Here is a 23,681-nt window from a genome sequence, read left to right as displayed (position 1 = left end):
CTCTTCGCCTCCCGCTCAATATTCTGGAAGAGGCGATGACCGTCACACTGCACGTCTGCATCACCTGCCGCGCCGGCCAGACGCTCGGCGAGGGCGAGACGACGCCCGGCAAGCGCCTGCATGGGGCGATCCTCGAGGCCGGCGTACCCGACGGCGTTACTGTGGTTCCCGTGGAATGCCTGTCCGCATGCAACCAGGGCTGCTCGGTCGCCCTCAGTGCGCCCGGCCGCTGGTCCTACGTCTATGGCCGCCTCTCGGATGCCAACGCGCAGGACGTCGTCGCCGGCGCCGCCGCCTATGCCGCCGCGCCCGATGGCCTCGTGCCCTGGCGCAGTCGTCCCGAAATCTTCCGCAAGCAATCGCTTGCCCGCATTCCCCCCATTGCCACGTTGCCGGAGGCCGCTGAATGAACTCGCTCGCAAAAGTCCCGGTGACGGTGGTCACCGGCTTTCTCGGCTCCGGCAAGACGACGCTGATCCAGCACCTGCTCAGCAATGCGGGCGGCAAGAAGCTCGCCGTGCTCGTCAACGAGTTCGGCAGCGAGGGTGTCGACGGCGAGATCCTGAAATCGTGCGCAGACGCGAACTGCCCGGAGGAGAACATCGTCGAGCTCGCCAATGGCTGCATCTGCTGCACCGTCGCCGACGATTTCATTCCGACCATGGAGAAGCTTTTGGCGCGTCCGGTGCGGCCCGATCACATCCTGATCGAGACCTCGGGCCTCGCGCTGCCGAAGCCTTTGCTGAAGGCGTTCGACTGGCCGGAGATCCGCTCGCGCATCACGGTGGACGGCGTGATCGCGCTCGCCGATGCCGAGGCCGTCGCCGCCGGCCGCTTCGCGCCGGATCCGGATGCGGTGGAAGCACAGCGCGCGGCGGACGAGAATCTCGATCACGAGACGCCGCTGTCCGAAGTGTTCGAGGACCAGATCGCCTGCGCCGATATCGTGCTGCTGACCAAGGCCGATCTCGCCGGCGCCGCCGGCATCGAAGCCGCCAAGACCGCGATCAGCGCCGAGATGCCGCGCCGCGTGCCGATGCTGCCCATCACCGACGGCGCGATCGATGCGCGCGTCATCCTCGGCCTCGGCGCCGCCGCGGAGAATGATCTCGCCGCGCGTCCCTCGCATCATGATGGGGAGGAGGAGCACGAGCATGATGATTTCGCCTCCGTCGTGATCGATCTTCCTGAGGTCACCAATATCGATGCGCTGGTCGCATCGGTCCAGAAGCTGGCGCGCGAGCAGAACGTGCTGCGTGCCAAGGGCTATCTCGCGGTCGCGGGCAAGCCGATGCGCCTGTTGCTTCAGGCTGTCGGCGAACGCGTGCGCCACCAGTTCGACAAGCCGTGGGGTGCAGGCGGCAGGCAGTCGAAGCTCGTCGTGATCGGCGAGCACGGCGATATCGACGAGGCCGCGATCCGAGCGGGATTGGGAGTCTGATGCACGTCGTCTTCCGCGAGAGCCGCGGTCTGGAGGAGACCGCGACGCCAAGAGACATCGGCCAGGATCCGGCCGATCTCGTGGTGCTCTCGTTCTCGGACTCCGATCTCGCGGCGTTTGCCGCCGGCTGGCGGCGTGGCCGCGACAGTCTGCCGTCGCTGCGGCTCGCCAATCTTGCGGAGCTGCGTCATCCGCTGTCGGTCGATACCTATGTCGAACGCACGCTGACGCAGGCACGCGGCATTCTGGTGCGCCTGATCGGCGGAGAGTCCTATTGGCCTTACGGCCTCGCGGCGCTCCAGCAGCTCGCGAAGGATCGCGGCATCGTGCTCGCCGTCCTGCCGGCCGATGGCCGCGACGACATCAGGCTCGATGCGTACTCGACCCTGCCGGTCTCGACGCTGCGCCGGCTCAAGGTGCTGTGCGACACCGGCGGCCCGGTCGCCGCGCAAGCCGCGATCGCGCAGCTCGCGCTGGCCTCCGGTCTTTATGCAGGCCCGGTCGTTGGCGAGATGAACGTGCCCGAGATGGGCTTTTACGATCCGGCGCGTGGCGTCATTGCTGCGCCGGCGGCGAGCGAGGAGAAGCCGCGCGCTCTGGTGGCGTTCTATCGCTCCTATCTCACCGCCGCGGACACGAGGCCGGTCGATGCGTTGATCGCCGCGCTACGCGAGAAAGGCTTTGACGCGTATGGCGTGTTCGTGACGTCGCTGAAAGCCGCAGGCGTCGGGGATTGGTTGCGGGCACATCTCGTAGAGAAGCCTCCGGCCGCAATCGTCAACGCGACGGCGTTCTCTGCGATGGGCGAGGACGGCACCACACCGTTCGATGTCGCATCGTGTCCCGTGTTCCAGGTCGCGCTGTCGTCGGCGCGGCGCGAGGACTGGGCGGACTCGCTGCGCGGCCTGTCGCCCGGCGATCTCGCGATGCATGTGGTGCTGCCCGAGGTCGACGGCCGCCTGTTCGCGGGCGTGGTGAGTTTCAAGTCAGCGGCGGAGCGTGATCCCGATCTCCAGTTCTCGCACCTGGCGCATCGGCCGGATCAGGAGCGTGTGGAGGCCGTCGCTGCACGCGTTGCGGCCTGGCTTCGTATCGCTGAGACACCGGTCGCCGAGAAACGGCTGGCCATCGTGCTCTCGAACTATCCCGGCCGTCTGCACCAGATCGCGCATGCCGTTGGTCTCGATGCACTCGCTTCGGTCGAAGCATTGGTATCCGACCTCGGGGATGCCGGCTTCAATGTTGAACCAGTTGGGGCGCTCGGCGAGACGCTGCTCAAGCAGAACCTGACCTGGAGCGTCGCCGACTATGGTGCCGCACTCCCGCGTCTTCCGCAAAGTTTGCAAGACGATCTCGCGCAAGCCTGGGGCACGCCTGAGAGCGATCCGAACTGCCGTGATGGTGTGTTCCACTTCGCTGCGATCCAGTCCGGCCAGTCGATCATCGCAGTTCAGCCCGAGCGCGGCGACGCGATGACGCGCGATTCCGATTATCACGATCTCGCCCGCACGCCGCGCCACGCCTATGTCGCGTTCTATCTCTGGCTCCGCGAGCAGGGGATTGATGCCGTCGTCCACATGGGCGCGCATGGCACGCTGGAATGGCTGCCGGGGAAATCCGTCGCGCTGTCCTCGCAATGCTGGCCGGAAGCGCTGATCGGCGATTTACCCGTGGTCTATCCCTTCATCGTCAATGATCCCGGCGAGGCCGCACAGGCCAAGCGGCGCACCGGCGCCGTCACGATCGGCCATCTGCCGCCGCCGCTCGAACAATCCGCGGTGCCCGAAGGCCTCCGCCGGCTCGAACGCCTGCTTGACGAATATTCGACTGCCGACGGTCTCGACCCCGCCCGCCGCCAGCGCCTGATCGCCGCGATCCGCGACGAGGCGCGCGCTGCGGGCCTCGAAGACGATCTCGGCCTCGACGCGTCGGCGGCGCCCGCCGAAGCGATCCCGCGCATCGATCGCTTCGTCTGCGATCTCAAGGAAAGCCAGTTCGGCGACGGCCTGCACGTGTTCGGCCGTGGCGCTTGTGGCGAAGCGGAGCGGGATGCGCTGCGGGCCGGGCTTGCGGGCTTGCGCGTTGCGCCGGGGCCATCGGGCTCGCCCTATCGCGGGCGGCAAGACGTGCTGCCGACGGGACGCAACCTTTTCGCCGTCGATCCGCGTGCGGTGCCGACGCCGTCGGCGCATGCGCAAGGGATAAAACTCGCCGAAGAGCTGCTGCGTCGTCATTTGCAGGATCACGGCGACTGGCCGAAAGGCCTCATCGTCGATCTCTGGGGCTCGGCGACGATGCGCACCGCAGGCGAGGAGTTTGCGATGGCGCTGCATCTCGCCGGACTTTCGCCACGCTGGGATCACGCCTCCGGCCGCGTTACCGGCTATGACATCATCGCACCGGCCGAGCTTGGTCGTCCCCGCATCGACGTCACGCTGCGCGTGTCGGGCCTGTTCCGCGATGTCTTCGCAGGACTTGCGCAATTGTTCGAAGCCGCCACGGAAGCGCTTGCATCGTGCGACGATGAAGGCGACGAGAATCCTTATCGTCACCGTGCCTCGCGCGTGTTCGCACCGCGCCCCGGACAATATGGTGTTGGCCTCTCGGCGATCCCCGATGCTTTCACGCCAGAGACGCGCCATGCGGCCGGCGAGGCCTGGCTGTCGGCGTCGTCCTGGGCATTCTCCGCCGATGGCGCCATCAAGCCCGATCGCGCCGGGATCGAGCAGCGGCTCGCGTCGGCCGATGCTTTCGTCCACCTCCAGGATCTGCCGGAAACCGATCTTCTGCTCGCCGCCGACTATGCCGCGCATGAAGCCGGCGTCGCGGCGGCGGCCGCGCATCTCGGCGCGTCGGAGCCGTCGCTTTATCACCTCGACACGACGCGGCCCGACGAGCCGCATGCGCGTACGCTCACCGAAGAAATCGCGCGTGTCGTCCGTGCCCGCGCGGCCAACCCGGCCTGGATCGCCGGCATGATGCGCCACGGCTTTCGCGGGGCTGCCGAGATCACCGCGACGCTGGAGCACATGGCCGCCTTTGCGCATCTCGCCGGTGCGGTGCCGCCGCATCTGTTCGATCTCTATTATGACGCAACCCTCGGCGATGCCGACGTCCGCGCTTTCATGGCCCGCGAAAATCCGGCGGCGCTTGCCGCAATGGAGGCCAGTTTTGCGCGTCTGCACGAAGCCTCGCTCTGGCGAACGCGCCGCAATTCGATCGCGGCTGCGTTGAAGGAGGCATCATGAGCGCGTCCAAGGTCAAGGGCTGGTGCCCCGGCGCGTTGCGACCGATGCAATCGGGCGACGGGCTCGTGGTTCGAGTGCGTCCGTTCGGAGGCCGGCTCGATGCGGCGCAGGCCGCCGGGCTCGCGCATCTCGCCGAGCGCCATGGCAATGGTCTGATTGACGTGACCAGCCGCGCCAATTTTCAGATCAGGGGCGTCAGCGAGAGCAGCCACCGGCTGTTGCTTGACGGTCTTGCGCAACTGACGTTGCTCGATCCGGATGCCGACACCGAATCCCGGCGCAACATCCTGGTCACGCCGTTTTGGCGCGATGGCGACGAAACCCAGGCGCTTGCCGCCGAGCTAGAGGAGGCGCTGGCGGACTGCATGCTCGAGCTGCCCGCGAAGTTCGGCTTCGCCATTGACGACGGCAAGTCACGCGTGCTTGCCGGCAATTCCGCCGATGTGCGGATCGAGCGAGATGCTGCTGGCGGCCTTCTGGTGCGTGCGGACGGGGCCAGGCTCGGCCGCAGCGTCGCGCGCGGCGAGGCCGTGGCGACCGCACTTGCTGTCGCTCGCTGGTTCGTCGGGTCCGGCGTCAGGGATGGGCGAGGGCGGATGGCAACGCATCTTGCGGCCGGCGCGGAATTGCCGGCGGCCCTGCGCGGCGATGCAGAGCCTGCGCCCATCATGGCCGCCGCGCGTCCCGGTCTTTATCCACAAGGTGCCATGATCGGTGTCGCCTTCGGACAGATGCCACATGCGACACTCAATCAGCTCTCCGGTTACGGACATGCGCTGCGGACGACGCCGTGGCGGATGGTTTTGAGCGAGGGGAAGCGGACGATGCCGTCCGCATCCGACCTGATCACCGAGGCCTTCGATCCCGCGTTGCGCGTCATTGCCTGTAGCGGCGCGCCGCGCTGCCGCGAGGCCCATGCCGATACCCGCGCCCTGGCCGCGACGCTTGCGCCGAACATCGGCTCAGCGGCGCGGCTTCACGTCTCGGGCTGTGCCAAGGGGTGTGCCCATTCCGGCGCTGCCGCAATCACACTGGTCGCGACGGCTTCGGGCTTCGATCTCGTGCGCGGCGGATCGACGCGCGACGAGCCCGTCCTGCGCGGCCTGGATCGCGACGACATCGTCAAGAATCCCTCCATCCTGATGGGAGGGCACTGATGCCGCACACTTACGAGACCAATGGCGCGAAGATCTATCGCCAATCCTTTGCGACCATCCGCGCCGAGGCCGATCTGGTGCGTTTCACGCCCGACGAGGAGCCGGTCGTGGTGCGCATGATCCACGCCGCTGGCATGGTCGGTCTCGAAGCGCATATCCGCTTCACATCGGGCATGGCGACCGCCGCGCGGGCCGCGCTGCAGAAGGGCGCGCCCATCCTGTGCGACGCCCGCATGGTCTCGGAAGGGATTACGCGCGCGCGGCTGCCCGCGGCCAATGCCGTGATCTGCACGCTCGGCGACGAGGCCGTTCCCGCGCTGGCGCAATCCATGCACAACACGCGCTCGGCCGCGGCACTGGAATTGTGGCGGCCGCATCTCAATGGCGCGATCGTTGCAATCGGCAATGCGCCGACCGCGCTGTTTCATCTGCTTAACATGCTGGAGGATCGCGACTGTCCGCGGCCCGCGGCAATCATCGGCTGTCCCGTCGGCTTTGTCGGTGCCGCCGAATCCAAGGCCGCGCTGATGGCCGATCCGCCGACGCCGGCGTTGACGGTCGAAGGCCGCCTCGGCGGCTCCGCGATCACGGTTGCCGCCGTGAACGCGCTGGCGAGCCGGAGCGAGTAGCCATGGGGCACATCATCTGCTGCGGTCTCGGCCCCGGCGATCCTGACCTGATGAGTGTGCGCGCCGATCGCACGGTGCGCGGTGCGAAGCACGTAGCCTTTTTCCGCAAGAAGGGCAGGCCCGGCCAGGCACGTCGCATCGTCGAGGGCATGCTGGCGGCCGACGTCATCGAATACCCCATGGAATATCCGGTTACGACCGAGATTGCGTTCGACAGCGCTGAATACGTCGAGCTGCTGGCCGGCTTCTACGACGAATGGGCGGAGCGCCTGGCGCGACTGGCGCGCGCTGTCGATGTGGTCGTGCTCTGCGAAGGTGATCCTTATTTTTACGGCTCCTTCATGCATCTGCACACGCGCTTGCAAGGCCGTGTCGAGATCGAGGTGATCGCGGGAATTCCCGGCATGGTCGGCTGCTGGAATGGCGTCGGCCAGCCGATCGCGCTTGGCGACGACGTGACGACGGTGCTGATGGGCACGCTTCCCGAAGCCGAGCTCGAGCGCCGCATGCGCGATTCCGATGCACTCGTCATCATGAAGACCGGCCGCAATCTCGCAAAGGTGCGCCGTGCGCTTGCGTCCGCAGGCAGGCTCGACGATGCCTGGCTGGTCGAGCGCGGCACCATGCCGGGCGAACGCGTGGCGCGGCTTGCCGAGATCGACGCCGCCGACTGTCCTTACTTTGCGATCGTGCTCGTCCATGGCAAGGGCCGGCTTCCGGACGCCGCCGAATGACGGGCACGCTGACCATCGCAGGCCTCGGCCCCGGCAGTGAGACGCTGGTGACGCCGGAGGTTTCCGCCGCGCTCGCCGCCGCGACCGACGTTCTCGGCTATACGCCCTATGTCGCGCGCATCCCACAGCGATCGGGACTCACGCTGCATCCTTCGGACAATCGCGAAGAGCTGCAGCGCGCAGCCAAGGCCTTGCGGCTTGCTGCGGAGGGTGGGCAAGTGGTGGTCGTCTCATCCGGCGATCCCGGGGTCTTCGCGATGGCCTCGGCCGTGTTCGAGGCGCTCGAACAGGCGCCGCAATGGCAGGACCTGCCGATCCGCGTGCTGCCCGGCATCACCGCGATGCTGGCGGCGGCTGCGCGCGCCGGTGCGCCGCTCGGTCATGATTTCTGCGCGATCAATCTCTCGGATAATCTCAAGCCCTGGGCGGTGATCGAGAAGCGCTTGCGGCTCGCTGCGGAGGCTGATTTTTCGATTGCGATGTACAATCCGCGCTCGGCAAGCCGGCCGGAGGGATTTGGCCGCGCGCTCGCGGTGCTGAAAGAAGCGGGCTGCGGTGAGCGCCTGGTGATCCTTGCGCGCGCCGTCAGCGGGCCCGACGAGAAGATCGTGACCGTGACGCTGAACGACGCGACGCCCGAGATGGCCGACATGCGCACGCTGGTGATCGTCGGCAACTCGCAGACGCGCCGCGTCGGCCGCTGGGTTTATGCACCGAGGCAGGTCCGATGACCGAGCCACTGCATCACCTCCGTGACGCTTTCAACCCGCTTTCGCGCGGGCAATTGCGGCCGGGAGATCATGATCACGGGCAGGCCGAGCATGCGCGCGGCGTCGATCTTGGCGTGCGCGCCGTCACCGCCGGAATTGCGGGCGACGATCCAATTGATGCCGCGTGTGCGCATCATCGCCAACTCGCCATCAAGCGTGAATGGCCCGCGCGACACGATCAATTCGGCTGCGAAAGGCAGGGACGCCTCGGGCGGATCGACGAACCGCAGCGTGTAGGCGTGCTGCGGCCGCTTCACGAACGGTGCGATGTGCTGGCGGCCGATGGCCAGGAACACGTTGGCCGGCGCTTCCGGCAGTGCGTCGACCGCTGTGTGGACATCGGTCACTTCGATCCACTTGTCGCCGGGCACCTTGGCCCAGGGCGCGCGCTCGAGCGCAATCAGTGGCGTCGCAGTTTCCGCGCAGGCTTTGACCGCGTTGCGGCTCATCTCGGCCGCGAAGGGATGCGTCGCGTCGATCACATGCGTGATGCCTTCGCGCCTGATGGTATCGGCAAGTCCGCTCGCGCCACCAAAGCCGCCGATGCGGGTCGGCAGCGGCTGATCGGCGGGCGCGCGCGTGCGGCCGCCATAGGAATAGACGGCATCGATCCCAGCGCGCGCGATCTCCGCGGCGAGCAGGCTCGCATCGGCAATTCCGCCCAGAATAAGGGCGCGCATCATGGCTGATTCCTTGGCTGATCCCTGGCTGACCATCATCGGTATCGGCGAAGATGGCCTTGCGGGGCTGTCCGACGCAAGCCGAAAGGCGCTTGGTCGCGCGGAAACCGTGTTCGGGGGTGTGCGTCACCTTGCGCTCGCGGATGTGGGAAGCCGCGGCCGCGCGTGGCCGGTGCCTTTCGATGCGAGTGTCGTGCTGGGCTGCCGCGGCCGGCCGACGGTGGTGCTGGCCTCCGGCGATCCATTCTGGCACGGCGCCGGCGCGGGCCTTACCGAGAGGCTCGGTGGCGACGAGTGGATCGCGCATCCGGGACCCTCGACCTTCTCGCTCGCGGCGGCGCGGTTGGGTTGGCGGCTCGAATCCATTGCCTGCCTCGGGCTTCATGCCGCGCCATTCGAGCGTCTCGTCCAGCATCTCGCGCCAAGCGCGCGGATCGTTTGTCTCGTCCGCGACGGCAAGGCCGCCGGCGATCTTGCGAAATGGCTGAGCGAGCGCGGATGGGGCGCGTCGGCGTTCTGGACACTCAACGCGCTTGGTGGACCGCGGGAAGACATCGCGAAACATCGCGCCGACAGCTTTGGGGGCGATCTCGCTTGTCGCTTGGTCGCGGTCGCTGTCGAGGCAAGGGGTGGGCGGGGCCTTCCCCGCAGCTCGGGACTCTCGGACGATCTCTTCGTTCATGACGGCCAGATCACCAAGCGGCCGGTGCGCGCTTTGGCTCTCTCCGCGCTGGCGCCGCGCCCCGGCGAGCGGCTGTGGGATATCGGCGCCGGCTCGGGCTCGATTTCGGTGGAGTGGGCGCTGTGCGGCGGGACGGCGACCGCGATTGAAGCGCGCGAGGACCGCGCCGCGAACATCCGGAACAATGCGGCTACGTTTGGGGTGGCGCATAGGATCACTGTCGTCTCGGGGATGGCACCCGAAGCTCTCGCTGCACTGGACCCGCCGGATGCCGTCTTCATTGGTGGTGGCCTCGATCGCGCGATGTTCGACGCGGTGTGGTCGCGGCTCAAGCCGGGTGCGCGATTGGTCGCGCATTCGGTGACGCTGGAGACGGAAGCGCTGCTTGGCGAACTGCACCGGCAGCATGGCGGCGAATTGATGCGGGTCGAGATCGCGCATTGCGCTCCGCTCGGCCGTTACCGTTCGTGGGAGGCAGCGCGGCCGGTGGTGCAGTGGAGTGCGGTCCGATGAAGGTCGCGGGGCTCGGGTTCAGGCAGGATGTCACGCTGGCCTCATTGCGAGAGGCGCTGCTGGTAGCCGGCGGCCCTGAAGGCCTTGCGGCGCTGGCGACCGTCAGCGACAAGGCCGACGCGGAGGCGTTGAAATTGCTCGCGCGCGAATGCGGTTTGCCGATCAAGGCGGTTCCGGCAGATGTGCTTGCGAGCGTTGACACGGCGACGCAGTCGAAATTCGTCGCCGAAAAATTCGGCACGGGATCCGTCGCCGAAGCTGCCGCCCTCGCGGTTGCCGGCCCGCGCGCGCGGCTGATCACGACGCGGGTGGTCTCGCAGGATCGCTCCGCGACCGCGGCGATCGCCGAAGGAGATGGCGCATGACCGTGCATTTCATCGGCGCCGGCCCCGGCGCGCCTGACTTGCTGACGCTGCGTGGCCGCGATCTGATCGCGGCGTGCCCGGTTTGCCTCTATGCCGGCTCGCTCGTGCCCGAAGGCGTGCTCGCGCATTGCCCGCCCGGCGCGCGCATCGTCAACACGGCTCCGCTGTCGCTCGATGAGATCATCGCGGAGATTGCTGCTGCGCATGCCGACGGCAAGGATGTGGCGCGGCTGCATTCCGGCGACCTCTCGATCTGGTCGGCGATGGGAGAGCAGCTTCGCCGTCTGCGCGCGCTCGGCATTCCCTTCACCGTCACGCCCGGCGTGCCGTCGTTCTCGGCCGCCGCGGCCGCGTTGGAAGCCGAACTGACACTGCCAGGTCTTGCGCAGAGCGTGGTGTTGACGCGTACGCCGGGCCGCGCCAGCGCGATGCCCGAGGGCGAGAAGCTTGCCGCATTCGCCGCGACGGGCGCCGTGCTCGCCATTCACCTGTCGATCCATCTGCTGGACAAGGTCATCGCCGAGCTGGCGCCGCATTATGGCGAAAACTGCCCGGCCGCGATCGTCTGGCGCGCGAGCTGGCCGGACCAGCGCATCGTCCGCGCGACGCTGGCAACGCTCGATGCCGCCATCGGCAGCGAGATGGAACGCACTGCGCTGATCCTGGTCGGCAAGACGCTTGGGGCTGCGGATTTTGATGAGAGCCGCCTCTATGCGGCCGACTATGATCGCCGCTATCGGCCGGTGGGCGCCGAGCCGCGCTTTCCGGAGGCTTCGTGATGCCGGCAGGCCTCGTCATCTCCGCGCCTGCCTCCGGCGTCGGCAAGACCACGCTGACGCTGGCGCTCGCGCGCGCCTGGCGAGATCGCGGATTGAACGTGCAGTGCTTCAAGAGCGGCCCAGACTATATCGATCCCGCTTTCCATGCCGCCGCCACGGGCCGTGCTTCCGTCAACGTCGACAGCTGGGCGATGGACCGCGCCACCATCGAACATCTGGTCAGCCGGGGCACGAATGCCGACATCGTTCTCGCTGAGGGCTCGATGGGCCTGTTCGATGGCGTCGCCGCGCGCGGCGTTTCCGGCACTGGTGCCACCGCCGACATCGCGGAGATGCTGGGCTGGCCGGTGGTGCTGGTGATCGACCCCTCCGGGCAGGCGCAGACCGCTGCGGCGATTGCCGCGGGCCTTCGCGACTATCGGCCCGGCGTGCGCCTTGCCGGTGTCGTGCTCAACCGCGTCGCCAGCCTGCGCCATGAAGATCTCGTGCGGCGTGCGCTGCACGACATTGGCATTCCTGTGTTTGGCGCGCTGCCGCGCCATGCCGAGATCAGCCTGCCGAAGCGACATCTCGGCCTGGTGCAGGCCGAGGAGCAGGCGGAGATCGGCAAGGTGATTGACGAGGCCGCGCGCTTTGTCGTCGAGCACGTCGATCTCGATGCGGTGCTGCGCGCGGCGGCTGTCTGGTCACCGCAAGCAGCAGCGAATGGCCTCAACGTGACGCCGCCCGGCCAGCGCATCGCGCTCGCCCGGGACGCTGCATTCTCCTTCGTCTATCCGCATATGCTGGAAGCCTGGCGCGCGGCGGGCGCGGAGATCTCGACATTCTCGCCGCTCGCCGACGAAGCGCCGGATGCGAGCGCCGATGTGTGCTGGCTGCCCGGCGGCTACCCAGAGCTCCACGCCGGCAAGATCGCGGCGAGTGCACGTTTTTGCAGCGGTCTGCGCGCCTTTGCTGAGACGCGGCCCGTGCACGGCGAATGCGGAGGGTATATGGTGCTGGGAACTGCGTTGACCGACGCTGACGGCGTCCGTCATGGAATGACGGCCCTGCTCGGATTGGAGACGAGCTTTGCCAAGCGCCGCATGCATCTGGGCTATCGCCTTGCCGCGCTCGCTGCCCCCATGCCGGGGCATCAGGCCGGCGCGCGGCTGCGCGGGCATGAATTCCATTACTCGACGATCGTCGCACAACCCGATACGCCGCTGGCGGTCGTGCATGACGCCACCGGCGCGGTCATCGCCGAGACCGGCTCGCGCCGCGGGCAGGCCACCGGCACATTCTTTCATCTGATCGCGGAGGACCGGTGAGCGGTTTTGTGTCCTTTATCTCCGCCGGACCCGGCGATCCTGAGTTGCTCACGCTCAAGGGCGCCGCGCGGCTGCGCGAGGCTGATGTGGTGCTCTACGACGATCTCGCTTCGGGCGCGATCCTCGATCTCGCACGGCCCGGCGCGAACCTCGTCGCAGTCGGGAAGCGGGCAGGGCGGCCGTCGACGAAACAGCACCACGTCAACCGCCTCCTGGTCGACTATGCCGCAACGGGGGCGCGGGTCGTGCGGCTGAAGTCGGGCGACGCCGGCATTTTTGGTCGGCTCGAGGAGGAGCTCGAGACGTTGCGGGAGGCCGGCATCGGCTACGAGATCGTTCCCGGCGTCACCTCGGCTTGCGTTGCCGCCGCGCGGGCCGGCATTCCCCTGACGCGTCGCCACACCTCTCGCCGGGTGCAGTTCGTCACCGGCGCCGATGTCACCGGCGAGCTGCCGCTGAATTTGAACTGGACGGCGCTCGCCGATCCGGATGCGACGACAGTGGTCTATATGGGCCGGCGCACCTTTCCGGCGCTGGTCGCAAAGCTCATCGAGCACGGCCTTGCGCCGAACACTCCGGCGTTATTTGCAGAATCCCTCGGCCGTTCCGACGAGCGGCTGATGCGCACCACCATTGCCGAGCTGGCCGAGCAGCTTGCCCGCGGTGGCGCGGCTTCCACGGCGGCCGTCATCATGTTCGGGGCGCTGGCGGAGGGCGGGTCGTCATGACGACGCTCTCGCTGATCGGCATCGGTTGCGGCGATCCCGGGCAGCTCACGCGCGCCGCGATTCAAGCCATCAACGCTGCCGATCTCGTCCTGATCCCGCGCAAGGGGACCGCAAAATCCGATCTCGCCGATCTCAGGCGGACCATTTGCGCCGATTTGCTCACGAACGGCACCACGCGCATTGCCGAGTTCGATCTTCCCGTGCGCGACGCCGGCGAAGCCGATTATCGCAAGGGCGTGGACGATTGGCACGACACAGTCGCCGCGGCCTGGTCGCAGACGATCGCGGATCATCTCGGTGGCGATGGCAAGGTCGCGCTGCTGATCTGGGGCGATCCCTCGCTCTATGATTCCTCGCTGCGCATCGCGCGGCGGCTCGATCCGTTGCCCGAGATTGAAGTCGTGCCCGGCATCACCTCGATCCAGGCACTGTGCGCGGTGCATGCGCTGCCGCTCAACGACATCGGCGAACCCTTCCTGGTCACGACGGGACGTCGCTTGCGCGAAGGCGGCTGGCCGCAAGGTGTCGATACCGTTGTTGTGATGCTCGACGGCGGCACCGCGTTCCAGTCGCTCGATCCGGAAGGCCTTCACATCTGGTGGGGTGCCTATCTCGGCATGGCCGATCAGATCATCCTATCCGGCGCGCTGACTGAGGTCGGCCCGCGCATCGTCGCAGCCCGACAGGACGCGCGCGCGCAGCACGGCTGGATCATGGACAGTTACATCCTCAAGCGCAGGCCATAAGCGAGGCAGCATGCTCCCCGATTGGGTTACCGAAAAATGCCCCGAGATTTCCGTCGTCCATCGCGAAGCGGCGATCGCGCGGCAGACGCAACTGACAAAACCGACCGGCGCGCTCGGCCGCCTCGAGCAACTCGCGATCGAGCTTGCCGGCCTGCAGGCAACCGAACGCCCGCGCGCCGTGCGCGTACCAATCATCATCTTCGCCGGCGATCACGGCATCGTCGCGCAAGGCGTGTCGGCCTATCCGCAGGCCGTGACCATCGCGATGATGGCGAATTTTGCCGCCGGTGGTGCTGCGATCTCGGTGCTGGCACGCGAGCTCGGCTCGAGCCTTGAGGTCGTGGATGCCGGCACGCTGGCGCAGAACGAGATGACGGGCATTGTCACGGACAAGTCGCGCCACGGTACCCGCGACTTCAGCATTGAGCCTGCACTCGCGCCGGCGGAGCTGGCCTTCGCCTTCGAGGCCGGGCAGCGTGCAGTGGCGCGGGCGAAGGTCAATCAGCCTGATCTGCTGATCTTCGGCGAGATGGGCATCGGCAACACCACGACGTCGGCTGCGATAGCCGCGAGCCTGCTCGGCATCGACGCCGGGGAAATCGCAGGGAGCGGCACCGGTGTCGATGCTGCCGGCCGTGCCCACAAGGCGCGCGTAATCGATGCTGCAATTGCGCGTCATGGCATCGCTGGTGCCTCGCCCGAAAACATCCTGTGCGCCGTCGGCGGTCTCGAGATCGCGGCGATATCAGGCGCGATCATCGCGGCTGCGCAGGCGCGCATTCCCGTGCTGATCGACGGGTTTATTGTCTCGGTTGCCGCGCTCGCAGCGGTGCGGCTGAATCCATCGTGTCAGCCGTTCCTGCTGCCGTCGCATCAATCGGCCGAGCAGGGGCATCGGCTGGTGCTGCGCGCGCTGAACGTGCAGCCGCTGATCAGCCTCGACCTCAGGCTCGGCGAGGGATCAGGTGCCGCGATCGCGCTGCCACTGGTGCGGTCGGCCTGCGCGCTTCACAATGACATGGCGACGTTCGCGCAGGCCAATGTGCCGGATCGTCCTAACTGATCCGCTGATTGACCGAGCCGACGCGCCAGCCGGTCGCGAGCCGGTCGATCCGGGTCATCGACAGCGGATCGATCACGAAGCGCAAGGCGGCTTGTGGCGTCAGGTCGAGCGCGATGCAGAGCGCGGCGCGGATCGTGCCGGAATGCACGACGAGCGTCGCGGGACCGGCACCGATCCGCGCGAGGCCCAGCCTGACGCGCGCGACCTGATCCTCAAAGCTCTCGCCGCCCGGAGGCCGTCCGCGCGCGGCATCGCTCCAGAATTGCGCATAGGCCTCGCCTCCGCTGGCCGCGAGCTCGTCATGGCGTCGGCCGGTCCAGTCGCCAAAATTTTGCTCACCGAACTCGGGTACCAGCACGGCGTCAAGCCCGAGCGCGCGCGCGGTCTCGACCGTGCGCCGGGCCGGGCTGGCATAGCTCGCGGCATTCAGTGGAAGGCACCGGCGCAGCGCCTCCAGTTGCGCGCGGTCGCCGAGATCGGCGGGCGCATCATTCGCATGGATGGTGCCTGCGGTGCCGTCGACGGGGGCGTGTCGTATCAGCCAGAGGAAGGTCTCGCCTTCCATGCAGATCTCCCAGGGAAGTTGGCCGCTGTGGCAATATCGCCGCAACAGGCACATTGACTCCGTCTTCGCCGTAATCCTAGATGGCGATGACGGTTTCCCCGAAAGGGGATGAAAAGGGAATGCGGTGCGGGGACATTGTCCCCAATGCCGTAGCTGCCCCCGCAACTGTAAGCGGTGAATCCTTCGTCAGGAGCCACTGGGTCCTCGGTCCCGGGAAGGCGACGAAGCGGTCACGACCCGCGAGCCAGGAGACCTGCCGTCAGCCGTGGTCACACGCGAAGATGTCGGTCGGGGAGTACAGACATTCGGCTTCATCGGACGGCTGACAGCCGGAAGATGGGACCTTGGTTCGCGGTGACGTGCCACTGACGTCACACCGAGGTCCAGGACCGTGTTTTCCATCGATATTGTACAACCGCGCCGCCTTTTGCTCGCGTCCACCGCTCTCGCGTCTTTTGTCGCCATCGACATGCCAGCTGCCTTGGCGCAGCAGGCCCGCGAGCGACTGCCGGCTGTGGAAGTATCGCCGCCGCAATCCCGCAAGCGGGCAAAGCCAGCCGGCCGGGACGCGGCAAGCGCACGCCGCACGGCTGCGCGCAGGCCAGTCGTGGCAGTGGCTGCGTCCAAGCCGGTCGTGCCCAACGCCGTAGCCCCAACGCCGCTCAACAGCAACGCCGTCGCCGAGAGCGCCTCGCGCCTCGGCCTGACGGTGCGGCAGACGCCCGCGACCGTCGAGGTGATCTCCGCCGAAACCATCCGCGAGCAGGGCTATCGCACCGTCTCCGACGTGGCCCAAGGTGCGGTCGGCGTCACTGCGGGCGACAATCCGGCCGAGCCCTCGGCCTTCTCGATGCGCGGCTTCACCAACAGCCAGATCAACACGCTCTACAACGGCATCAAGATCGGCCCGCAGAACATGACCTCGCGGGTCATGGACACCGCCAATCTCGAAGCTGTGGAAATCCTGAAAGGCCCGGCTTCGCTGATCTCGGGTGAGGGCGCCGCCGGCGGCGCGATCAATTTTGTGACCAAGCAGCCGCACACAGGGCCGATCCGGAACGAGGCGGACTTCTCATATGACTCCCTGAATTCGTTCCGCGCATATTACGGCTCCGGTGGTAGCACCAATGTGCAGGGCCTGGACTACCGCTTCGACATCAGCCGCTCCACGCTCAACGGGTTTGCCGACGACACCAATACCAAGACGCTCGACGTCTCCGGCCAGCTCAACTACCGCATCTCCGACAGCCTCAAGGTCTGGGGTGCGATCGAATATCGCGAGGACCGCGGAAAGGCCTATTGGGGCGCGCCGCTGGTGCCGGTCGCTTTCAGCGGCTCGCACGCGACGGCAGGCATCGTCTCGGGTACCTACGTGTCGGATTTCACTAAATCGAATCTTGGACCAATTACGATCGACGATCGCACCTTCAACACCAACTACAACGTGCTCGACAATCGCAACGTTGCACAGGAGGTCTGGCTGCGCGGTGGTTTCGAGTTGAAGCTCGCGCCCGATTTGACGCTGAAGAGCCAGGCCTATGCCTACGGCGCGGAACGTTCGTGGTTCAACAACGAGGTCGAGGCGTTCAATACGGCCACGAACACGGTCGATCGCAGCCGCTTCTACGTGGCGCACAGCCAGCGCCTGGTCGGCAACATCACCGACCTGACCTGGGATGCGAACATCGCAGGCTTCGACAATCGTCTCGTCACGACACTGTCGTCGAGCTACCTCGATTTTGTCCGGCCGGGTGCTGCGAATTTCCCAAGCGATTCCTTTGATCTCGTCGATCCGAACCGGGGCTTCTACGGCCTGCTCACGACCAAGCAGCAGACCGCGCGCATCGACAACGAGGCGCTGTCGTTCGAGGACCGGCTGAAGCTGACGCGGACCTTTTCGCTGATCGGCGGCCTGCGCGCCGAGCATATCGGGCTCGACCGCAATTCGACCGACAAGTTTGGTCTGGAGAATACGGGCTTTCCGTTCACGAAGTCCTGGGCGCCCGTCACCGGCCGCATCGGCTACACCTGGGAAGCCGTTCCGGGCCTGACCTTCTTCAGCCAGTACGCCACCGGCGCCGACATCTCGGCCAACAACATCTTTTTGCTCGGACCGACCCAGAAGCTGGATCTCACGACCGCGCGCACTTATGAGACCGGCGTCAAGCACGTATTTTGGGACAACAGGGCGGAGTGGTCGTTCTCGGCCTACGATATCGTCCGCAAGAACGTCTATGCCGCGGCCGGCGGCCAGACGCTCAATATTGCGGGACGGCAGGAGTCCAAAGGCGTCGAGCTTGCCGGGTCGATCCGCCCGATCGAGCCTCTGCGGCTCTGGGGCAACATCGCCTATGTCGATGCGCGCTATGCCGACTATGACTTTGCCGGGGGCTCGTTCTCGGGCAACACGCCGCCGAACGTGCCGCGCATCGTCGCCAATGCCGGCGCGTCCTGGCGCTTCTTCACGCCATGGCCGGTGGAACTCGGCATCGCCGGCCGCCATGTCGGCGACCGCTACAACAGCGACGCCAACACGGTGACCATGAATGCCTACACCGTCGGTGATGTCTACGCCTTCGTCGATATCCCCAAGACGGTGTTCAATGCGGTCGACCAGGCCCGCCTGACCTTCCGGGTGCGTAACTTCACCGACAAGCGCTACGCGATCTGGGGTGACCCGTTCTATCCCGACCAAATCTTGTTGGGCGCACCGCGGACCTACGAGATCTCTGCGGCGTTCAAATGGTAGGGTGCTGACCGGATGATGGGCGCGATCATCCTCTCGCACCGCTGGCTCGGGATCGCGTTCTGCCTCCTGTTCGCGATGTGGTTCGCGAGCGGAATCGTGATGCACTTCGTTCCGTTTCCAGTGTTGACGGAAGCGGAGCGCTTTGCCGGGCTCGCGCCGGTGGAGCGCGGCGAGGCGATCATGGCGGTCGGCGGCGCAGTCGTCGCGAGCGGGATCACGGACGCCACGCGTGTTCGCCTGATCCGGCGCAGCGATGGGCCGGTCTATCTCGTGTCGGGACCGTCGCGTGTAAGGTCGGTTCGTGCATCGGATGGGGCCGATGCATCGGTGGAATCCCCCGACGTCGCGCTCGCCATCGTGCAAGATCATGCTCGCGGGCGCAGGCTTGATGTCACACACGCCACGATCATTGCGCGCGCCGATTACGATCAATGGAGCGTGCCGAACGGCTTCGATCGTCATCGGCCACTGTTCCGCATCGCTCTCGGCGACGCAGCCGGAACGGAAGTGTACGTCTCATCGCGCACCGGCGAGGTCGTGCTGGATACAACGCGGTTCGAGCGAGGCTGGAACCTCGCCGGCAGCGTCTTGCACTGGATCTATCCGACGGTCCTGAGAAGCGACTGGCCGCTGTGGGATCGGCTGGTCTGGACCTTATCGCTGCTGGCGTTGATCGCTGCGGCACTGGGCGCGGTGGTCGGGATTGTCCGGATCAGGTTGCGAGGAGGGCTGATCGGCTCACCCTACCGCGGTTGGCACGCTCTCCATCATATTGTCGGTCTCGCGGCGACGGCGTTCGTGCTGACCTGGATCTTCAGTGGCTGGCTCTCCATGGATCACGGTCGCCTATTCTCGCGCGGGCAACTAACCCCGGCTGAGGCCGGCGTGACGAATGCGGTGCCGGACTGGCGCGGGGCTCCGTCGCCCTATCAGCAGCCGCTGTCGACTTCAGCGCGCGAAGTCGAATGGTTTGCTTTCAACGCGAATGTCTTTCGGCGCGACCGCACCGGTCTTGGTAGCCAGACCTTGACCAAGGCGGGACAGCCGACTCGCGATCGGCAGATGGCGTTCCTGGATGAGCAGGACGTCCTCAGCCTGACGACGCGCATTGCGGCAGGCTGCGGCGTTGCATCTGTTCTTGCCGACAATGACGACTATCCCGCGCATTCCATCGTTCCCGGCGCGCCGGTCTACCGCTCCCGCTGCGGCGATCTCTGGTTCGACGTCGACGGCGCCGACGGCAGCGTGCTGCAACGGCTGGATGGCTCGCGCCGAGCCTATCGCTGGGCCTACAGCGCGCTGCACACGCTCGACTTCCCGGTCCTGATGGCGCATCCGCGCCTGCGCGACGTCCTGATCGTCGGGCTTTGTGCGCTGGGGCTGGTGTTCTCCGTCACCGGCATCGTGGTCGGCTGGCGGCGTTTGCAGGCGAAATTTTCAACCTGAGCTGCATGACGTGCATGGCCGCCGGGAAGATCAGTGATGCGCTGCTGCTCCCTTTCCGGGGACTGCCTTTCGGTGTAGCTCTGCGCCCACTTATTGGGCGGGGTGTCAGTCCCGCCGTTGAAATCACGCAGGAGAGCCAAAGGATGTACCCGAAAGTTCAGATGTTCATTGCCGGCGAGTGGACCGACGGCACCTCCGGCAAGTCGGAGGACATCCTCAATCCCGCAACGGGCCAGCCGATCGGCAGGACCCCGCACGCCTCGAAGGCGGACCTCGACCGCGCGCTGGAGGCTTCCAAGGCCGGCTTCGAGGTCTGGCGCAAGACCTCGCCGTTCGATCGCTACAAGCTGATGCGCAAGGCCGCCGACATCATCCGCTCGCGCGCCGCCGAGATCGCGCCTGTCATGACCATGGAGCAGGGCAAGCCGGTCGTGGAAGCCCAGGGCGAGACCATGCTGGCCGGCGATCTCATCGACTGGTTCTCGGAGGAAGCCCGCCGCGCCTATGGCCGCATCGTGCCGCCGCGGATGGGCAATGTCTCCCAACTCGTGACCAAGGAGCCGGTCGGCCCGGTCGCGGCGTTCACGCCCTGGAATTTCCCGATCAACCAGGCGGTGCGCAAGATCTCGGCCGCGCTCGCCGCCGGCTGCTCGATCATCGTCAAGGGTCCGGAAGAAACACCCGCAAGCTGCATGGAGCTGGTGCGCGCCTATGCCGACGCGGGCATTCCGCCCGGCGTCGTCCAGCTGGTGTTCGGCGTGCCGTCGGACGTGTCGGAGTATCTCATTCCGCATCCGATCATCCGCAAGATCAGTTTTACGGGCTCGACCGCGGTCGGCAAGCATCTGGCTGCCCTAGCGGGCCTGCATATGAAGCGCGTCACGATGGAGCTCGGTGGCCACGCGCCGGCGATCGTGTTTGCGGATGCCGATCTCGACAACGCCGCCAAGATCCTCTCGGCCAACAAGTTCCGCAATGCCGGCCAGGTCTGCGTCTCCCCGACGCGCTTCCTGGTGCATGAAAGCGTCTACCAGCCCTTCGTCGACAAATTCGTGGCGGCGGCGAAGAGCCTGAAGGTTGGCAACGGCCTCGACAAGGATACCCGCATGGGCCCGCTGGCCAACCCGCGCCGTGTCGACGCCATGGAAGGTCTCGTCTCCGACGCCGTTCAGCGCGGCGCCAAGGTGCAGGCCGGCGGCAAGCGCATCGGCAACGAAGGCTTCTTCTTCGAGCCGACCGTCATTACCGACGTGCCGCGCGATGCCCGCATCATGAACGAGGAGCCGTTTGGCCCGCTGGCACCGATCACGTCGTTCCGCAGCTATGATGAAGTGGTCGCCGAGGCGAACCGCCTGCCGTATGGTTTGGCGGCCTATGCCTACACGACGTCCACCAAGACGATGCAGGCGATCGGCGCCGACGTCGAGAGCGGCATGGTCTCGATCAACCATCACGGTCTCGCGCTGCCGGAAGTGCCGTTTGGTGGCATCAAGGATTCCGGTTACGGCTCCGAAGGCGGCCTCGAGGCGATCGAGGGGTACCTCAACACCAAGTTCGTGACCCAGGCGAGCGCGTAAAGCCCGCACGACCCTCATTGCAGGGCGCGTCACGGCAGGCCGTGGCGCGCCCTTCTATTTTGTGGTGACGGCGCGCGCGGATAATGTGACGAGGCCCATCAGCGCTGCGAGCATCCAGAACGCCGTCGGCAGGCCGACGGCGTGGGCGACGAAACCGATGCCGGCAGGGCCAACCAGAACACCGCCATAGCCGGCGGTGGTGATCGACGCCACCGCGAGCCCCGTAGGCATCGCGGTCTGCGTTGCGGCCCCGCGGAACAGCACCGGCACCAGGTTCGACGCGCCGAGGCCGATGAGCAGGAAGCCGGCAATGGCGATGGCCGGGCTCGGTGCCAGCAGCAGCACCGCCAGGCCTGCGATCGCAAGCAGGCTTCCCCCGACCAGCGTTGCGCGGTCACCGATACGCGCCACGACGACGTCGCCGCCCAGCCGGCCGATGGTCATCGCGATCGAGAACACGATGTAGCCGATCCCGCCTCGTGCCTCGCTAACGAGACCCGCGTCGATGACGAGTAGCGCGCCCCAGTCGAGCATCGCGCCTTCGATCAGGAAGGTGACGGCGGCCAACAGCGCCAGCAACAGCACGATGCCATGCGGCAGCACGAACAGCGGTCCCTCCTGCGCCTGCGCCCTGCGCAGCAGGCGCGGCGAGGCGAGCGCCATCGCGATCAGCATCAGCACGGAGCAGATCAACGCGCTCGCCAGCGGTCCAAGATGAAACGACAGCAGCGCCGTCATCACCGCGGATCCAGCGAAGCCGCCAATGCTGAAGAGCGCATGAAAGCCCGACATCAGCGGCTGTCGCGCCGCGCGTTCGACCTCGACGGCATGTATGTTCATGGCGACGTCGATGGAGCCGAGCGCCGCGCCGAATGCGAGCAAGGCAATTGCCAACGTCACGGACGTGCCGGTAATGACGAGCAGGGGCAACACCAGCGCGAGGCCGATCCCGCCCCCGATGATGATAGGCTTGGTGCCATGACGGGCGCTCAAAATTCCGGTCGCGAGCATCGCAACGACGGAGCCGATCCCGAGGCTGAGCAGCAGCAGGCCGAGGACGGCGTCATCGACCGCGAGCCGCTCCTTCGCGAACGGCACCAGCGGTGCCCAGCATGCGAGGCCGAATCCGGCGACCAGAAACGAGAGGCGCGTGGCGAGCCGCGTCGCCGGCCGGTCGGCTGAAGTCATTCGTGTAACTCCGGGAGGGAATCGGGGGTAAGGGTTGAGTTTAACAACCCAAGATGCGGAGAGAGGTTCCGCACACTGTCATAGCATGGTTGCTGTCATTGCATGGTTATGGCCCAGAGGGACGATTTGTCCGCAGAAGCGCGAAGAGCGCACGCGGAAGCGCAAATTCGGGACAAGCTGCCGCGCCCTTTGAGAGCGATGCGATCAACTCACGGCATGAAAGCTGCTTGGGTGGTCAACCGGCGCGAGGCTGCGTTATGCTGAGCGCGCCGACACGCCATCGAAGCTGCAATCGTCAGCCTCATCAAGAATCAGGAACTCGCTGATGCGTATCGTCAACGTTGCGGCCGCCCAGATGGGGCCGATTCAGAAGGCCGACAGCCGCGAGGCGGTGGTCAAGCGCATGATCGCGCTGATGGACGAGGCGAAAGCAAAAGGCGCCGACCTGATCGCCTATCCGGAGTTGGCGCTGACGACGTTTTTCCCGCGCTGGTACGTGGAGGACCGGGCGGAGTTCGATAGCTGGTTCGAGCGTGAAATGCCGAACGCCGCGACCAGGCCGCTGTTCGAGCGGGCGGCGCAACATCAGATGGCGATGAATTTCGGCTATGCCGAGCTGACCCCTGACGGCCACCACTTCAACACCGCTGTTCTTACCGACAAGTCCGGCAGGATCGTCGGCAAATACCGCAAGGTCCATCTGCCGGGCCATGTGGAATACGACACCAGGCGCTCGCATCAGCATCTGGAGAAGCGCTATTTCGAGCCGGGCGATCTCGGCTTCAACGTCTGGCGTGAGCTCGGCGGCATCATCGGCATGGCCATCTGCAACGACCGCCGCTGGCCCGAGACCTATCGTGTCATGGGCTTGCAGGGCGTCGAAATGGTGCTGATCGGCTATAATACGCCGTCGGTAAATGCGGAGCGAAGCGAGGAGGGCATCGAGAAGCGCCTGTTTCACAACCGCCTCTCGGTGCAGGCCGGCGCCTACCAGAACGCGACCTGGGTGATTGCCGTCGCCAAGGCGGGCGTCGAGGACGGCCATCCGCTATTCGGCGGCAGCCTGATCGTCGATCCCAACGGCGAGATCGTCGCTGAAGCCAGGACAGAAGAGGACGAGCTTCTACTCCACCCTTGCGATCTCGACGCCACTACCTTTGGCAAGACCACAATCTTCAATTTCGCGCAGCACCGCCGTATCGAGCATTATGGCCTGATCACCAGCCGCACCGGCGCGGTGCTGCCGCCGGAGGAATGATGCCGATGGTTTTCCTGCCAACTGGCAATCCTTTCGCTCGGGCCTGTCACGGA

Annotated in this window: 21 protein-coding genes and 1 riboswitch; of the genes, 18 read left to right on the top strand and 3 right to left on the bottom strand. The window is 66.4% G+C overall.

The features are described from left to right. Positions 1-35: 35 nt before the first annotated feature. Genes ACWAT4_RS26735 through cobJ form a run of 7 tightly spaced genes read left to right on the top strand, consistent with a single transcriptional unit; the run spans position 36 to position 7,940 of the window. The gene (locus ACWAT4_RS26735) at positions 36-410 is read left to right on the top strand and encodes a DUF1636 family protein (RefSeq protein ID WP_212444047.1); all 375 of its coding nucleotides are present in this window, start codon (positions 36-38) and stop codon (positions 408-410) included. Further along, positions 407-1,441, top strand: a complete 1,035-nt coding sequence (cobW, locus tag ACWAT4_RS26730; protein ID WP_449728493.1) for a cobalamin biosynthesis protein CobW — start codon at positions 407-409, stop codon at positions 1,439-1,441. Before ACWAT4_RS26735 ends, cobW begins: the two co-directional genes overlap by 4 nt. After that, positions 1,441-4,689 (top strand): cobaltochelatase subunit CobN, encoded by a 3,249-nt coding sequence (gene cobN / locus ACWAT4_RS26725; RefSeq protein ID WP_449728492.1) that lies wholly within the window; start codon positions 1,441-1,443, stop codon positions 4,687-4,689. The genes cobW and cobN overlap by 1 nt, the downstream gene beginning before the upstream one ends. Continuing rightward, entirely contained in the window at positions 4,686-5,846 is a 1,161-nt protein-coding gene (cobG, locus tag ACWAT4_RS26720) for a precorrin-3B synthase (RefSeq protein WP_449728491.1), read from the top strand. Before cobN ends, cobG begins: the two co-directional genes overlap by 4 nt. Next, positions 5,846-6,475, top strand: a complete 630-nt coding sequence (locus ACWAT4_RS26715) for a precorrin-8X methylmutase (protein ID WP_449728490.1) — start codon at positions 5,846-5,848, stop codon at positions 6,473-6,475. The genes cobG and ACWAT4_RS26715 overlap by 1 nt, the downstream gene beginning before the upstream one ends. Before the next feature lie 2 nt (positions 6,476-6,477). Further along, positions 6,478-7,209: a precorrin-2 C(20)-methyltransferase gene (locus ACWAT4_RS26710; protein ID WP_449728489.1), complete on the top strand. Its 732-nt coding sequence runs from the start codon at positions 6,478-6,480 to the stop codon at positions 7,207-7,209. After that, positions 7,206-7,940, top strand: a complete 735-nt coding sequence (cobJ, locus tag ACWAT4_RS26705) for a precorrin-3B C(17)-methyltransferase (RefSeq protein ID WP_449728488.1) — start codon at positions 7,206-7,208, stop codon at positions 7,938-7,940. The genes ACWAT4_RS26710 and cobJ overlap by 4 nt, the downstream gene beginning before the upstream one ends. Here cobJ and ACWAT4_RS26700 read toward each other — a convergent pair. Next, positions 7,916-8,662, bottom strand: coding sequence for a cobalt-precorrin-6A reductase (locus ACWAT4_RS26700; protein ID WP_449728487.1), 747 nt, complete (start codon positions 8,660-8,662; stop codon positions 7,916-7,918). The genes cobJ and ACWAT4_RS26700 overlap by 25 nt on opposite strands. Before the next feature lie 10 nt (positions 8,663-8,672). Between ACWAT4_RS26700 and cbiT the strand changes: the two genes are divergently transcribed. Genes cbiT through cobT form a run of 7 tightly spaced genes read left to right on the top strand, consistent with a single transcriptional unit; the run spans position 8,673 to position 14,845 of the window. Continuing rightward, the gene (gene cbiT, locus ACWAT4_RS26695) at positions 8,673-9,854 is read left to right on the top strand and encodes a precorrin-6Y C5,15-methyltransferase (decarboxylating) subunit CbiT (RefSeq protein ID WP_449731266.1); all 1,182 of its coding nucleotides are present in this window, start codon (positions 8,673-8,675) and stop codon (positions 9,852-9,854) included. Beyond that, complete coding sequence (locus ACWAT4_RS26690; protein ID WP_212300549.1) at positions 9,851-10,219, top strand: cobalamin biosynthesis protein; 369 nt, start codon at positions 9,851-9,853, stop codon at positions 10,217-10,219. The genes cbiT and ACWAT4_RS26690 overlap by 4 nt, the downstream gene beginning before the upstream one ends. Continuing rightward, positions 10,216-10,998: a precorrin-4 C(11)-methyltransferase gene (cobM, locus tag ACWAT4_RS26685; protein ID WP_449728486.1), complete on the top strand. Its 783-nt coding sequence runs from the start codon at positions 10,216-10,218 to the stop codon at positions 10,996-10,998. Before ACWAT4_RS26690 ends, cobM begins: the two co-directional genes overlap by 4 nt. Continuing rightward, positions 10,998-12,308 (top strand): cobyrinate a,c-diamide synthase, encoded by a 1,311-nt coding sequence (locus ACWAT4_RS26680; protein WP_449728485.1) that lies wholly within the window; start codon positions 10,998-11,000, stop codon positions 12,306-12,308. The genes cobM and ACWAT4_RS26680 overlap by 1 nt, the downstream gene beginning before the upstream one ends. Then, positions 12,305-13,036, top strand: a complete 732-nt coding sequence (gene cobA, locus ACWAT4_RS26675; RefSeq protein ID WP_212426701.1) for a uroporphyrinogen-III C-methyltransferase — start codon at positions 12,305-12,307, stop codon at positions 13,034-13,036. Before ACWAT4_RS26680 ends, cobA begins: the two co-directional genes overlap by 4 nt. Further along, positions 13,033-13,782 carry a precorrin-6A synthase (deacetylating) gene (cobF, locus tag ACWAT4_RS26670; RefSeq protein WP_449728484.1) on the top strand — a complete coding sequence of 250 codons (750 nt, stop codon included), beginning with the start codon at positions 13,033-13,035 and terminating at the stop codon, positions 13,780-13,782. Before cobA ends, cobF begins: the two co-directional genes overlap by 4 nt. Positions 13,783-13,792: 10 nt before the next feature. Then, positions 13,793-14,845 carry a nicotinate-nucleotide--dimethylbenzimidazole phosphoribosyltransferase gene (gene cobT / locus ACWAT4_RS26665; RefSeq protein ID WP_212444036.1) on the top strand — a complete coding sequence of 351 codons (1,053 nt, stop codon included), beginning with the start codon at positions 13,793-13,795 and terminating at the stop codon, positions 14,843-14,845. On the opposite strand, the gene ACWAT4_RS26660 is transcribed toward cobT, so the two are convergent. Then, positions 14,838-15,410: a histidine phosphatase family protein gene (locus ACWAT4_RS26660; protein WP_449728483.1), complete on the bottom strand. Its 573-nt coding sequence runs from the start codon at positions 15,408-15,410 to the stop codon at positions 14,838-14,840. The two genes, cobT and ACWAT4_RS26660, sit on opposite strands and share 8 nt — an antisense overlap. Positions 15,411-15,483: 73 nt before the next feature. Further along, positions 15,484-15,685, top strand: a riboswitch (cobalamin riboswitch). 116 nt (positions 15,686-15,801) lie between these two features. Here ACWAT4_RS26660 and ACWAT4_RS26655 point away from each other — a divergent pair. From ACWAT4_RS26655 to ACWAT4_RS26645, 3 genes are all read left to right on the top strand, one after another. Then, positions 15,802-18,159, top strand: a complete 2,358-nt coding sequence (locus tag ACWAT4_RS26655) for a TonB-dependent receptor (protein ID WP_449728482.1) — start codon at positions 15,802-15,804, stop codon at positions 18,157-18,159. Between the two features lie 12 nt (positions 18,160-18,171). Continuing rightward, complete coding sequence (locus ACWAT4_RS26650) at positions 18,172-19,605, top strand: PepSY domain-containing protein (protein ID WP_449728481.1); 1,434 nt, start codon at positions 18,172-18,174, stop codon at positions 19,603-19,605. A gap of 143 nt (positions 19,606-19,748) precedes the next feature. After that, entirely contained in the window at positions 19,749-21,182 is a 1,434-nt protein-coding gene (locus tag ACWAT4_RS26645) for an NAD-dependent succinate-semialdehyde dehydrogenase (protein WP_212300558.1), read from the top strand. A gap of 54 nt (positions 21,183-21,236) precedes the next feature. Here ACWAT4_RS26645 and ACWAT4_RS26640 read toward each other — a convergent pair whose 3' ends face one another. Beyond that, a complete protein-coding gene (locus ACWAT4_RS26640; RefSeq protein ID WP_212300559.1) occupies positions 21,237-22,370 on the bottom strand; it encodes an MFS transporter in 1,134 nt (377 codons plus the stop codon). Between the two features lie 325 nt (positions 22,371-22,695). Between ACWAT4_RS26640 and ACWAT4_RS26635 the strand changes: the two genes are divergently transcribed. Further along, positions 22,696-23,628, top strand: coding sequence for an N-carbamoyl-D-amino-acid hydrolase (locus tag ACWAT4_RS26635; protein WP_212300560.1), 933 nt, complete (start codon positions 22,696-22,698; stop codon positions 23,626-23,628). The last annotated feature ends 53 nt before the right edge of the window (positions 23,629-23,681 follow it).

This window comes from Bradyrhizobium sp. T-1, from assembly GCF_053592855.1.
Note: the sequence above shows the minus strand (reverse complement) of the source record. Positions and strands in the feature narration are given on the sequence as shown.

Coding starts and splice junctions, on each gene's coding strand:
- cobN (WP_449728492.1), top strand. CDS start 1,441: ATGCACGTCGTCTTCCGCGAGAGCCGCGGTCTGGAGGAGACCGCGACG.
- ACWAT4_RS26660 (WP_449728483.1), bottom strand. CDS start 15,410: ATGGAAGGCGAGACCTTCCTCTGGCTGATACGACACGCCCCCGTCGAC.
- cobT (WP_212444036.1), top strand. CDS start 13,793: ATGCTCCCCGATTGGGTTACCGAAAAATGCCCCGAGATTTCCGTCGTC.
- ACWAT4_RS26735 (WP_212444047.1), top strand. CDS start 36: ATGACCGTCACACTGCACGTCTGCATCACCTGCCGCGCCGGCCAGACG.
- ACWAT4_RS26640 (WP_212300559.1), bottom strand. CDS start 22,370: ATGACTTCAGCCGACCGGCCGGCGACGCGGCTCGCCACGCGCCTCTCG.
- ACWAT4_RS26680 (WP_449728485.1), top strand. CDS start 10,998: ATGCCGGCAGGCCTCGTCATCTCCGCGCCTGCCTCCGGCGTCGGCAAG.
- cobJ (WP_449728488.1), top strand. CDS start 7,206: ATGACGGGCACGCTGACCATCGCAGGCCTCGGCCCCGGCAGTGAGACG.
- ACWAT4_RS26635 (WP_212300560.1), top strand. CDS start 22,696: ATGCGTATCGTCAACGTTGCGGCCGCCCAGATGGGGCCGATTCAGAAG.
- ACWAT4_RS26650 (WP_449728481.1), top strand. CDS start 18,172: ATGATGGGCGCGATCATCCTCTCGCACCGCTGGCTCGGGATCGCGTTC.
- ACWAT4_RS26645 (WP_212300558.1), top strand. CDS start 19,749: ATGTACCCGAAAGTTCAGATGTTCATTGCCGGCGAGTGGACCGACGGC.
- ACWAT4_RS26690 (WP_212300549.1), top strand. CDS start 9,851: ATGAAGGTCGCGGGGCTCGGGTTCAGGCAGGATGTCACGCTGGCCTCA.
- cobG (WP_449728491.1), top strand. CDS start 4,686: ATGAGCGCGTCCAAGGTCAAGGGCTGGTGCCCCGGCGCGTTGCGACCG.
- ACWAT4_RS26715 (WP_449728490.1), top strand. CDS start 5,846: ATGCCGCACACTTACGAGACCAATGGCGCGAAGATCTATCGCCAATCC.
- ACWAT4_RS26700 (WP_449728487.1), bottom strand. CDS start 8,662: ATGATGCGCGCCCTTATTCTGGGCGGAATTGCCGATGCGAGCCTGCTC.
- cobW (WP_449728493.1), top strand. CDS start 407: ATGAACTCGCTCGCAAAAGTCCCGGTGACGGTGGTCACCGGCTTTCTC.
- cobF (WP_449728484.1), top strand. CDS start 13,033: ATGACGACGCTCTCGCTGATCGGCATCGGTTGCGGCGATCCCGGGCAG.
- cobM (WP_449728486.1), top strand. CDS start 10,216: ATGACCGTGCATTTCATCGGCGCCGGCCCCGGCGCGCCTGACTTGCTG.
- ACWAT4_RS26710 (WP_449728489.1), top strand. CDS start 6,478: ATGGGGCACATCATCTGCTGCGGTCTCGGCCCCGGCGATCCTGACCTG.